This is a genomic window from Bifidobacterium sp. UBA4282 (assembly GCF_002394995.1).
In the GTDB taxonomy this organism is placed as follows: domain Bacteria; phylum Actinomycetota; class Actinomycetes; order Actinomycetales; family Bifidobacteriaceae; genus Bifidobacterium; species Bifidobacterium pullorum_B.
On sequence record NZ_DGVO01000015.1, the window covers coordinates 1 to 11,976 of the forward strand.

Sequence of the window (11,976 nt, forward strand, 5' to 3'; positions counted from 1 at the left end):
GGATCACGTTGGATCCGTCGAGCCGCAAGCAGCGGTTGGCGTTCGCCGCGGTGATGGCGGCGGCCGCGGCGGCGACGCTGGTGCCGGTGGCCATGCAGCTATCCGCGCAACTGGCCTCGGATCCGACCGCGCTCAGTTTCAGCAAGCCGAACGCGTACACCTATGACTTCGAACAGTACGGCCGGGTGGCCGACGCGTTGATCCACGGGCGCGTATGGGTGGATCTGCCGGTGGATCCGGCGTTGCAAGCCGTGCAGGATCCGTACGATGCGGCCACGCGCAGCCGGCTGCTGGCCGATGGCGTGCAGCTGTTCTGGGATTACGCGTATCACGACGGGCACTGGTACTCGTACTTCGGCGTACTGCCGGCGGTGTTGTTGTTCGTGCCCTATCAGCTGGCCACGGGGCGGATGCTGCCGTCGGGCGCGGCCGAGCTGGTGCTGATGCTCGGCGTGCTGGTGTTCGCCTGTCTGCTGACGATCCGTCTGATCCGGCGTATCGCGCCGCGCACCTCGTTGGCCGCCACGTCGATGGCGATCGTGTTCGTGCTGGTGGGGTCGAACGCGCCGTACCTGTGGTTCCGCACCAATTTCTACTCGATTCCCTGCGCCGCCTCGCTGCTGCTGTCCGCGCTGGGGCTGTGGCTGTGGCTGGGGGCCTCGATGCCTCGCCGGCGTCCGGCACGCCCCGACGCCGCGCCGTTGAAGCTGGGGCATCTGGCCGGCGGGGCGCTGTGCATCGCCGCGAACCTGGGGTGCCGCCCCGCGTTCTCGCTGGTGGCGCTGCTGGGGATCCCGCTGTTCTGGCCGCAGCTGAAGGCATTGTACGGCCGCATCCGGCAGCGGTCGATCGGCGTGTGGCAGGCGCTGCGCATGCCGATGGCGGTGCTGGTGCCGGCGGTGTGCATCGTGCTGCCGCTGCTGGCCTATAACGCCGCCCGGTTCGGTTCCCCGCTGGATTTCGGCAACAGCTACCAGTTCACGGTCACCGATATGACGCGATTCACGCCCGCGCCAGACACCTTCCCGCTGCTGATGGCCTACTATCTGTTCCTGCCGCTGCGGTTCACGGCAGGGTTCCCGTTCCTGGCGCTATCGCCCACGCCGCTGCCGTCCTGGGCGTATGCGGAGGAGATGATCGGCGGCCTGTTCATGCTCTGCCCGCTGCTGATGCTGGCCTTCGCGTTGCCGTTCCTGCGCCGCCGGCTGCGCGGCAGCGGCTGTTGGGGCCTGCTGGCCTGCGGATTGGCGCTGGGGCTGGCGCTGCTGGCGTTCGACGCGTGGGAGGGCGGCCTCGGTTGGCGGTATATGATCGACTTCGCCTGGCTGCTGGCGTTGGCCGCGCTGCCCGCCTTCCTCGCCATCACCGGCGCCGTGGACTCCCACGCTCCGGCGCTGCGACTGCGCCGTCTGCTCATCCTGCTCATCCTGCTGGCCACCCTCGCCGTCACCCTCCTCGGGTTCTTCGTGCCCGGACGCGACGACGCCCTCATCGGCGTGAACTCCGGACTGTATCACACCGCACGCTCCTGGTTCACGCTGTTCTGACGGCGCTTGCAGCCGCGTATTGGACAATCGCGGGCGATTCGTCAGGTTATCGGCGTATAACAGTGCCACGTATCCAACACATCAGTCGTCATGTCTAGGAACGGAAGGCCAGTCATCCGATGAGCCGTTTCACCACACGCCTGCACCCCCGTACGCTGCGCTGGATCCTCGCCGCGATCGCGGTCATCGTCGTCGCCCTGCTCTGCCTGCTGCCGCAGCCCAACGTCACCGCAACCGTCCGACAGACCCGCATCGAGCGGCTCAACGCGCTGATCGAGAACGTCTACACCGCCGATTTCCAGCAGATGCGGCAGGAACAGCTCATCGCCGAACGTGACGAGGAGTCCCGCACCATCGACAACATCTATATCAAGGACGACCCCTACGCCACGAACACGCGCTCGCTGTACGTCTATTTCACCACCGAACAGCCGGCGACCGTCAGCTACACGGTGACGGCCGAGGGCTACCCGGACTTCTCCGCGGACGCCTACGAGGGCGTCGACGGGGCCACGGCCGAGCACGAGTTCCTGGTGCTCGGCCTGCTGCCCGACCGGACGAACACGATCACGCTGACCATCACCGACGAGACGGGCGGCACCACCGAACGTGTCATCGAACGCGAGGGGCTGGGCCTGCTCGGCACCGAGGAGGTGCGGCTGAAACAGCCGGTCCAGCCGGCCGAGGGCACCGATCTGGGCAACGGCCTGTATGCGATCCTGGGCAACGACAGCGACGATCAGGACTTCATGTTCTACTACGACGCCAACGGCGTGCTGCGCGGCGAGGTGCCGATCCTGTTCTACCGCAGCCATCGCCTGCTGTTCGACGACGACGGCCTGATGTGGTTCTCCGCGTCCACCGAGAAGATGGCGGCGATGGACCGGCTCGGGCGGCTCGTCAAGATCCTGGATCTGGGAGACAGGTACATCCTGCATCACGATTACGCGTTCGACGCCGACCAGAACCTGGTGCTGCTGGCCACCGAGCTCAACCGCAGCGACGGCTGCGTGCAGGACCAGATCGTCAAGCTGGACACGGATACCGGCAAGGTGACGCCGCTGCTGGACATGGGCGACATGTTCCCCGAATACAAGATGTCCACCGACCACGCGGGCATCGACGAGTCGGATCTGTCGGCGACCGGCAAGTGGGATTGGATCCATTTCAATACGATCCAGATGCTGCCGGACGGCTCGGCGCTGCTGTCGGCGCGCGAGACCTCCACCATCATCAAGATCGACGACCTGGAGGGCACGCCGACGCTCGACTACATGATCGGCGAGCCTTCGGTATGGGCGGGCACGCCGCAGGAGGATGACTTCCTGACCAAGGTCGGCAATTTCCCCGACACCGGCGGCCAGCATTCGATCACCTACGTGGACGATCCGGCGCTGCCGGACGGCCAGTACTATCTGTACATGTTCGACAACAACTACGGTTCGGCGCAGACGCGGCCGGATTTCGACTGGACCGTGATCGACGGCATCGTGACCCAGTACAGCATCGCCACCGAGGGCGCCTACTCGCAGTACCGTCGATATCTGGTCGACGAGAACGCCGGCACCTACACCGAGGTCAACGCCTTCGACGTGCCGTATTCGCCGCTGGTCAGCTCGGCGCAGGAGCTCGATGGCGGGCGTGTACTCATCGACTCCGGCCTGCAGGGGCTGTTCGGCGTGTACGACGAATCGACCGGGGAGCCGCTGGCGCAGTACCGCATGAAGCTCAACACGAGCTACATCTACCGGGTCTACGAATACGACTTCAAGGGCTTCTACTTCGCCTAGTCTTGCGCATTCACGCGAGACCGTCCCATGCAAGTCCCCGGTCGCTTCCGCGCCTCCGACGGGAACCGTCAACCAAAGGCCGGACGGTTGTCCGGGGACGCCGACCTTCTGTACATTCACGCAACCTTACGTCGGTACAATGGTCGCCTATGGGATTGTTTGACGCTTTAAAGGGCCGCAAGCCGGCCGCCCCCGCGCCGAGTGCGCTCACGTTCACGCTGGCCGATGCCGGATACACGTACGATGACGGCAATGTCGGCCTGGAACCGACCTCGTTGACCATCAGCGAACGACGCGTGGCCCTCATCGGACTGAACGGGTCCGGCAAGACCACGCTGCTCAAACTGCTTGACGGCGCACTGACCGCCACCACCGGTACCGTGAGCATCGCGGGCGGCGAGGAATCGCTGAACCCCGCCGTCAAGCGCGACCTGAAGCGCATCGAGGACATCATCGGCCGCGTGCGGCGCGAGGAGATCCCGAACAGCTACTACAAGGCGGCCACCATCGCCGAAGCCATCGACGAGCCGCTGAAGAAGCACAAGGTGCCCGAGTCGGAACGGCAGGCGATCATCGGCAACCTGTTCGCCCACTTCGGTCTGGCGGAAGTCTCGCGACAGCCCGCCTCGGCGCTGGATTCCGAGAAACGGCATCTGCTGGCCATCGCCTCCGCGCTGAGCTTCTCCCCCGCGGCCATTGTGGCCGACGAGCCGACCAAGGGATTGGACGAGATCGGCACCACGCATGTGGCCAAGGCCCTGTTCGGCTACAACAAGCAGGTCGTGTTCGCCACGCATGACACCGAGATGATCGCGCACCCCGAATACGCCATCGACCGCACGCTGGTGCTCGACGACCATCGCATCGTGTTCGATGGCGCGCCGGACCAGGCCGTGACCTTCTACAACAATCTGGTCCGAACCAAGTTCGAGGCCGCCAAGGCGCAGCGGTAACCGCACCGGTATCCCCGCCAGACCATGCCGTCGGATGGGTTACGCCATCATATCGGCCACGGTATCCAGTACCGCGCGGATGTTACGTGCGAACTCGTCGGGTTCGGGCAGCAGCGAGACCGCCAGGTATCCGTTCGACGTCATGTCGAAGAAGTATCCCGGCTGGCCGGTCAGCCGATGGTCGGCGATCAGCCGCAGCACCAGCTCGTTCTCATCGATGACGGACGGCACGCGCAGCAGCACGTTCCAGCCGCCCTCCGGTCGCAGCAGCGAGGTCACCCCCAGCGGGTCATCGGCCAGCAGGCGTCGAAGCGTGGTCAGATTGCCGAGCACGCGTTCCCGCACGCGCATGGTCTGCACGGGCGCGGCCTCCAATAGCTCCGGAATCCGCCCGGCGATGATATCGCTCATCGGCAGGTAGTCGTCGGCGATCACATCCAGCCGTTTCAGCGCCTCCGCGACGTCATCCGCCGGGCCAGATACCTCGATCCACCCGACCTTGGCGTGCGGGGCCGCCAGCATCTTCGAGAATCCGTCGAGCGCGAAGGTGAGCGCGCCCGGCTCCCCCGCCAGCCGCGCGTTGCCGTCGAACGGCTCCAACGCGTAGTCGTAGAACACCTCGTCGGCGATCAGCGCCACGTCATGCGCCCGGCACATCGCCACGATGGCCTCACGTTCGGCCGGCTTGACATAGGAACCTGTCGGATTGTTCGGGTTGATCAACACCAGCGCGCGGATGCGGGCACCGTCCGCGCCGTCGAGCAGGGCTTCGAGCTCCGCCGTGTCGATGAACCAGGAGCCGTCGTATTGCAGCTGGTATGCGATCGTATCCACGCATTCCAGACGCGCGATCGATTCGATCAACGGGTAGCCGGGTTTCGGTGCGAGCACCGCGTCGCCGGCGTCGCACAGCAGCTTGATAAGCCACGAATACGCCTGCGATGTGGAGCTGAGCAGATACACGTGGTCAGGGTCGACGGGGCGGGTGCCGCGACCGGCGATATCGTTCCGGTGTGTGGTGTCGGCTGCATCCGCAATGTCCGAGTGGACACCGGTGTTATCCGTGTGGCGGGTGTCCGTCTCACGGGGACCGTCCGACGACCTCCGGGTCAGGAACGCGGCCAGCGCCTCACGCGCCGTACGGTCGCCACGCGGGTCGGCGGAGTACGTTCCCGGCACCTGCGCCGGGGCCAGACCGTGACGTGTGGGATTCGAATCGTTCAGTTTGCCGAGGGCGATGCCGTTGCGGCGCGCCACAGCCTCGGCCTGGGCGATGGGATTGGGTTCGCTGATGTCGACACGGGATGAGAAACGCACGACTTCACTGTACACGCCGCGACCGGCAATCGACGCCCAATCGACCCATACGCGGCAACGACACCGTAATCCTGAGACAGATGGGTCAAACGCCGCCGCATCCAAATGATGACGCCGCCCCGGATGAGGGGGCGGCGTTACCATCAACGTTCAGTGCGAAACGTTACTGCTTGGTGCTGGCGAAGTACGCGGCGCCGACGATGCCGGCCTCATTGCGCAGCTTGGCGGGAACGATCGGGGTCTTGATGTCGATGTACGGCAGGAACTTGTCGCTCTGACGGCTGACGCCGCCGCCGACCACGAACAGATCCGGGTTGAAGTACTTCTCCATCAGGCCGTAGTACTTGGTCAGGCGCTTCGCCCACTTCTTGTAGCCGAGATCCTCGCGCTCACGCGCCGAGGAGGCGGCGTACTTCTCGGCATCGCCTTTGCCCTTCGGCAGTTCGATGTGGCCGAGCTCGCTGTTCGGGATCAGCACCCCGTTGTAGATCAGTGCGGTGCCGATGCCGGTGCCCAGCGTGGTGGCGATGACCAGACCGTTCTGGCCCTGCGCGGCACCGTACTGCTGTTCCGCCAGACCGGCCGCGTCGGCGTCGTTGACCACGACGACAGGGCGTCCGCAGGCCTCGGAGAAGACGGCGGTCACGTCCACGCCGATCCAGGACTGGTCGAGATTGGCCATGAAGTCCAGCGGCCTGCCAGGCTTGATCGGGGCCGGGAACGCGATGCCGACCGGAGCGGTTTCGGGAACCTCGAAATGCTCGAGCTGCTGACGCACGATGGCCGCCACGGCCTCCGGGGTCGATACTTCAGGGGTGAGGATCTTCAGACGGGGCTCGGCGAACTCGCCCTTTTCCAGATTGACGGGCGCGGCCTTGATTCCGGAGCCGCCGATATCCACGCCAAACGCCTGCGCTGTTTCAATCATCATTGACCTCTCTCGATAAGGTGTGGTGGTTACCCTGTACGCGAAATTCTATCGCGCGCCTCCATCGACACGCGCGCCAACACACGAATTGATGCAAACGTATGCACGAATTGTCGTTCTGATGACATAATCGGTCCAGGCGCGCGATAATGGAGACATGGCAGAACACACGCAACTCATCGACGCGGTCAACATCCGCACCTCCATCCGCTCCTACGACCCCGATCCGATCGACGACGACACAGCCCGTCAGCTCGACATGACCATCGACGCGGTCAACATGCTCGCCGATGCGCACATCCAGCTGGTGCGCGACCAGCCGGCCGTGTTCGCCGACGCCAACGCCTCCGGACACCTGAACAACGCCGCGAACTATCTGGCCGTCGTCGGCACGAAGGACGACGACGAGGCCCGCGAGCGCGCCGGATTCTACACCGAACGCGTGGTGCTGGCGGCCACGTTGCGGGGCTTGGGCACCTGCTGGGTCGGCGGCAGCTGGGATCGCAGCGAAGCGGCCCGCCATTGCCGGCTGTCCGCCGGTGAGGAGCTGTATCTGGGCGTGGTCATCGGGTATCCGGAACAGCACCTCGACCGCATGGCGAAGAGCTATGCCGAGCTGGTGGCGATCCGCGATGCGCACCGCGAGTCGAAGACATACGAGCAGTTCACCGCGCCGATGAGCGACGAGGCCCGTGCCACAGCGCCGGATTGGTTCAAAGCCGGCGTCGAGGCCGCGATGAAGGCGCCGAGCGCGATGAACCGCCAGCCGATCGTCTTCTCATACAACCCCGACGACGACACCGCGGCGGCGATGATCGACCCGAATGTGGAAAGCGGTCAGGCGCTCAACGATCTGGGCATCGCCAAACTGCATTTCCAGATCGGCGCAGGCTCCGGAACCTGGGCGTGGGGCGACGGAGGGTTGTTCATTCACCGGTAAGCGGAGGCATGGGCTGCCAGGTGGGATCGTGCAGCAGCTTGCGCGAATCCCACCAGCCCTTGGCGATCTGCACCAGACCGGTGCGCAGATGCTCCCGGTCCACGGCCACCAAGCGGATGATCTCCTTGGCGGCCGTGGCCAACGTGCCCACGGCGAACAGGAACGGGCGGAAATCGCCGTATGTCATGAAATACCGGGCCATATACCCGCGGTTGCGCATGATATGGTACCGGTTCATATCCGATGTGGAGTTCAGCTGGCGCACGCCGGCAATATCCCAGTTGCCGATCTCGCGCGTGCGGCGCAGCACCACATCCGGCACGACGATCGGATTGGTGACCTTGCTGGCCCGATACCCGTACATCGTATCGTCCCAGTAGATGAAGAACCGCGGGTCAGGCAGGCCGATCCGCTCCACGATCCGCCTGCTGAACAGGCCTCCCTCGAAGCACAGCGTGTTCATCACCCGGTACCCGGCCTTGCCGAACGCGGCCGGGGCGATCGGGTTGGGGATGCCCAACGGCACGATGAACTGATACTGCCAGTAGAACGGACCGCCGTCGTAGTCGTATCGGCTGCCTTGGATGACCTCGTGGCGCTTCGTCCATTTCGCCAGCTTCTCGATGCCGTCCGGCAGCACGGCCACATCGTCGTCCATCACCCAGAACCAGGCGGCTCCCAGCTCGTACGCCTTCCTCACACCGGCCGAGAACCCGCCCGCGCCGCCGAGGTTGTCGGATTGCGGCGCATACACCACGCGACCCCCGTTGCCGCTCAGGTCGGGCACCGTATCGCCCCACTGGCGTTTGACATCGGCGGCGAACCCCTCGACCATGCCGCGCGTCTCGTCGCTGTGCTCGTTGTCCACGATGATGATGCGCCACGGCGCCTGGGTCAGGTCCAACAGCGACTCGAACAGGGTGTGCAGCAGCTCCTGCCGCTTGTAGGTCACCACCACGATCGCCAGCTTCTCGATCCCCGGCTTCTCGGCATGTCGCGCCTGCGAGCTGTTCTTCTTGCGTACAGTCATGTCCTCCATTGTTGCACCCACCGTCGCCACCGGGCAACCGTCGCGCGCATCGTCCGGTATGCGGCCGCACCGTCGCCGTTCGTCCCGCGGTGGCTGTACGAATGGAAACGCAAGTTTCAGGGAAGGTGCAATTCCTTACTGGCGGTAACGGCGCAACCGGGGTTCATAACGGTGGCCGCCGGAGCCCGCGACCCGCGGATGCGGCTGATCCGGTGCGATTCCGGAGCCAACGGTTACAGTCCGGATGGAAGAAACGAGGTGCTCGCATGAGCGTGTCTTCGCATACCGATACCCATTCCACATCCGTCTCGTCCGCGTCGTCCGCTTCGGCGCATGCCACCGGCGTGGCCGATTCGGGACGCTGGTCCACGCGCCGCATCGCCGTGTACGCACTGTTCGTCGCGTTGTCGATGGCGGTCAGTTTCATCGAGTTCCCACTGATTCCGGGCGTGCCGTGGCTGAAGTACGACCCGTCCGGCATCGTGTGCCTGGTGGCCGGTTTCGCGTACGGTCCGGCTGCGGCGGTGCTGGTGAGCGTGCTCGGCTTCGTGCCGCATGTGTTCGCCGATCCGTGGGGTTCGCTGATGGCGATCGCCGTGGCGCTGGCGATGAGCGTACCCGCCGCGCTGATCTACCGCCGGGCGCGCACACGCCGTGGCGCGTTGATCGGCATCATCACGGGCGCCGTGGTGGCGCTGGTGGTGGCGATCATCGGCAATCTGCTGGTCACGCCGATCTATGCGGATATGACGGTCGAACAGGTGGCAGCCATGATCGTGCCGGCGCTATTGCCGTTCAACCTGGCCAAACTGACGGTGCACGGCGTGGTGACGTTCCTGATCTACAAGCCGATCTCGAACCTGCTCAACCGATGACCGCGCAGCCGACCGACGACGTCGCCGTGGCGTTGCGCGGCGTCCGATTCAGCTACGACAACGGGGCGACCTGGGCGTTGGACGGCGTGGATCTGAGCGTTCGGGCCGGCGAGCGCGTGTGCATCGTCGGCCCGAACGGTTCGGGGAAGTCCACGCTGTCAAGGATCGTCGCCGGGCTTGCGGCCCCGGACGCGGGCACCGTCACGGTGCTGGGCGAACGGGTGTTCGACGGCGATACCGGCCCGGATCCGGATGCCTACCGCCGGGCGCGCCGCGGCATCGGCGCGGTGTTCCAGAATCCCGAGGACCAGCTCGTCACCACGGTGGTCGAGGACGATGTGGCGTTCGGACCGGAGAACCTCGGCATCGCGCATGACGACATCGGCAGGCGCATCGCCGAGGCCTTGCAAGCGGTCGACATGACCGAGTCGCGAGCCGCGGATCCGACGGTGATGAGCGGCGGTCAGCAGCAGCGCATCGCCATTGCGGGCACGATGGCGATGCAGCCGGCGATGGTCGTGTTCGACGAGCCGACCGCCATGCTGGACGGGGCCGCCCGGGCCGAGGTCATGGCGGTTCTCGACAGCCTGCAGGCGCGCGGCGTGACCATCGTGCATATCACCCACCATGCCGACGAAACGCTGCGGGCGGATCGCGTCATCCGCATGGAATCCGGGCGGATCGTATCGGAGGGGCGCCCGCGTCGGGACGACGCCGCCCGTGCCGCTTCAGCCGACCAACCGCACCCGCCCGCCGACGGCGGCGACGAACCGCGGCCTGATGCCGAACCGATCATCGCCGTCGAGCATGTCTTCTTCACGTACCCGGGCCAGACGTCGCCGGTGATCGACGACCTGTCGCTGAACATCGCACGCGGCGAGACCGTGGCGCTGATGGGGCACAACGGCGCGGGCAAGACCACGCTGGCGCGCCTGCTGTGCGCACTGGAACGGCCGGACGACGGATCGATCACCGTGGCGGGGGTCCCGGTCGCGCTCGCCCGCGGCGGCCGACGCACCACCGCACGAGAGCGCCGATCAGGTACAGCCGGAACCGGTCATGTGCGGAAACCGCGTACGGCCTCCCGCACGCAGCGGCGGGCGCTACGCCGGCACGTCGGCTATGTGATGCAGCATCCGGAACGGCAGCTGTTCGCCGACACGGTGGCGCAGGACGTGGCCTACGGGCCGCGCAATCAGGGGCTGCCCGAGGCCGCGGTGCGCGAGCACGTCGAGTGGGCGTTGCAGCTGCTGCGGATCGGCCATCTCGCCGACCGTTCCCCCTTCGCCCTGTCCGGCGGCCAACAACGGCTGGCGGCCATCGCCGGCGTCCTCGCCTGCCGGCCGGATGTGCTCATCATGGACGAGCCGACCGCGGGGTTGGATGCCCGGGCCAGCGCACGGATCCATGATCTCGTCCGCACGCTGCGTGCCCAAGGCGTCACCGTGCTGGTCATCACGCATTCCGCCGCCGAAGCCGCGGCGATGGGCGCCCGGATCATCACCATGGGGCAGCCGCCGCATGCACGGCACGACCGGACCGATGCTCGCCGCCGCAATGCGGATGCGCCGCAATCCGTCCGGTGTCGCCACGATGCCGTCGGCAACGGTGGAGATTCTAACGCCGGCGACAGCGACAGCGACACTACAACGAACGATACCGTGAACGCCGCCGGCCCGTTGGACTCCCTGGACCCACGGGTCAAGATGGTGACGTTCCTGGTGCTGATGTTCACGGCGTTCGCCATCTCGAACGCGTGGCAGCTGGGGTTGGCGGCCGCGCTGACCGCGGGGATCATCGCCGTCGGCAGGCTGAACCCGTTGCGGCTGCTCGCCGCGGTGCGGTTGATCCTGGGCATGCTGGTGGTGATGGGACTGCTCAACCTCTTCTTCGCGCGCGGCGGCGACGTGCTGGCCGCATGGGGACCGCTGACCATCACGACGGGCGGCGTACAGACCGCGGCGTTGTACACGCTGCGATTCGCGCTTGTCATTGTTCTGGGCGCGGTCATGATGGCGACCACCACGCCCACCGCACTCACCGATGCCGTCGGGTCGCTACTCTCACCGTTGCGGCGGTTCGGCGTGCATACCCAGGAAATCGCCCTGGTGTTGAGCCTGGCGTTGCGGTTCCTGCCCACATTGGCACGCGAGGCGCACGCGGTCATCGACGCGCAGTCGGCGCGCGGCGGCGACATCGAAACCGGCTCCCCGGCCAAACGCCTGCGTGCGCTGACGGCGATTGTGGTGCCGGTATTCGCCGGCACACTGCGCCATGCGGACAATCTGGCGCTCGCCTTGGACGCGCGCTGCTATGAGGAGGGTGCGCATCGCACGCACTGGCGGCGGATGCGCGTACGCCGGCGCGATCTGCTGTTCATCACCGTGGCCGTGCTCTATCTGTTCGCCTTGATGGCGCTTCAGATGCCCTGACCGGTTCAGGGTATCCCCTGATGGCGAAGTGCAGTGCCCGGTGCGTATGCTTAAGACATGAGACTCTTAGGCAACATCCTGTGGATCCTGCTGGGCGGCCTGTTCATTGCGATCGGCTGGGCGCTGGTCGGGCTGGTGCTGTGCATCACCATCATCGGCATCCC

At 65.9% G+C, this 11,976-nt stretch carries 10 protein-coding genes and 1 riboswitch; of the genes, 7 read left to right on the forward strand and 3 right to left on the reverse strand.

The features are described 5' to 3' along the window. From B4C31_RS01725 to B4C31_RS01735, 3 genes are all read left to right on the forward strand, one after another. Positions 1-1,547 (forward strand): hypothetical protein (locus tag B4C31_RS01725; protein ID WP_291531083.1); only part of this gene is annotated, 1,547 nt, incomplete at its 5' end. Between the two features lie 119 nt (positions 1,548-1,666). Continuing rightward, positions 1,667-3,337 (forward strand): aryl-sulfate sulfotransferase, encoded by a 1,671-nt coding sequence (locus B4C31_RS01730; protein ID WP_291531084.1) that lies wholly within the window; start codon positions 1,667-1,669, stop codon positions 3,335-3,337. A gap of 149 nt (positions 3,338-3,486) precedes the next feature. Further along, positions 3,487-4,290 (forward strand): energy-coupling factor ABC transporter ATP-binding protein, encoded by an 804-nt coding sequence (locus tag B4C31_RS01735; RefSeq protein ID WP_291531085.1) that lies wholly within the window; start codon positions 3,487-3,489, stop codon positions 4,288-4,290. Between the two features lie 39 nt (positions 4,291-4,329). Here B4C31_RS01735 and B4C31_RS01740 read toward each other — a convergent pair whose 3' ends face one another. Both B4C31_RS01740 and ppgK read right to left on the reverse strand, forming a co-directional pair. After that, entirely contained in the window at positions 4,330-5,607 is a 1,278-nt protein-coding gene (locus B4C31_RS01740) for a pyridoxal phosphate-dependent aminotransferase (protein ID WP_291531086.1), read from the reverse strand. Between the two features lie 163 nt (positions 5,608-5,770). Beyond that, the gene (gene ppgK, locus B4C31_RS01745) at positions 5,771-6,535 is read right to left on the reverse strand and encodes a polyphosphate--glucose phosphotransferase (protein WP_288439929.1); all 765 of its coding nucleotides are present in this window, start codon (positions 6,533-6,535) and stop codon (positions 5,771-5,773) included. A gap of 157 nt (positions 6,536-6,692) precedes the next feature. Between ppgK and B4C31_RS01750 the strand changes: the two genes are divergently transcribed. Further along, positions 6,693-7,475: a nitroreductase family protein gene (locus B4C31_RS01750; protein ID WP_291531087.1), complete on the forward strand. Its 783-nt coding sequence runs from the start codon at positions 6,693-6,695 to the stop codon at positions 7,473-7,475. On the opposite strand, the gene B4C31_RS01755 is transcribed toward B4C31_RS01750, so the two are convergent. Further along, entirely contained in the window at positions 7,462-8,505 is a 1,044-nt protein-coding gene (locus tag B4C31_RS01755) for a glycosyltransferase family 2 protein (RefSeq protein ID WP_291531088.1), read from the reverse strand. The genes B4C31_RS01750 and B4C31_RS01755 overlap by 14 nt on opposite strands. A gap of 108 nt (positions 8,506-8,613) precedes the next feature. Further along, positions 8,614-8,765: riboswitch (FMN riboswitch) on the forward strand. Positions 8,766-8,771: 6 nt separating this feature from the next. Here B4C31_RS01755 and B4C31_RS01760 point away from each other — a divergent pair. The 3 genes from B4C31_RS01760 to B4C31_RS01770 all read left to right on the forward strand — a co-directional run. Next, on the forward strand, positions 8,772-9,380 hold the full coding sequence (locus tag B4C31_RS01760) for an ECF transporter S component (RefSeq protein ID WP_291531089.1): 609 nt from the start codon (positions 8,772-8,774) through the stop codon (positions 9,378-9,380). Beyond that, positions 9,293-11,812, forward strand: a complete 2,520-nt coding sequence (locus tag B4C31_RS01765; RefSeq protein ID WP_414631824.1) for an energy-coupling factor transporter ATPase — start codon at positions 9,293-9,295, stop codon at positions 11,810-11,812. The genes B4C31_RS01760 and B4C31_RS01765 overlap by 88 nt, the downstream gene beginning before the upstream one ends. Positions 11,813-11,869: 57 nt before the next feature. Beyond that, positions 11,870-11,976: YccF domain-containing protein (locus tag B4C31_RS01770; protein WP_291531091.1), on the forward strand; the 107-nt coding region annotated here is incomplete at its 3' end.

Coding starts and splice junctions, on each gene's coding strand:
- B4C31_RS01735 (WP_291531085.1), top strand. CDS start 3,487: ATGGGATTGTTTGACGCTTTAAAGGGCCGCAAGCCGGCCGCCCCCGCG.
- B4C31_RS01750 (WP_291531087.1), top strand. CDS start 6,693: ATGGCAGAACACACGCAACTCATCGACGCGGTCAACATCCGCACCTCC.
- B4C31_RS01730 (WP_291531084.1), top strand. CDS start 1,667: ATGAGCCGTTTCACCACACGCCTGCACCCCCGTACGCTGCGCTGGATC.
- B4C31_RS01755 (WP_291531088.1), bottom strand. CDS start 8,505: ATGACTGTACGCAAGAAGAACAGCTCGCAGGCGCGACATGCCGAGAAG.
- ppgK (WP_288439929.1), bottom strand. CDS start 6,535: ATGATTGAAACAGCGCAGGCGTTTGGCGTGGATATCGGCGGCTCCGGA.
- B4C31_RS01760 (WP_291531089.1), top strand. CDS start 8,772: ATGAGCGTGTCTTCGCATACCGATACCCATTCCACATCCGTCTCGTCC.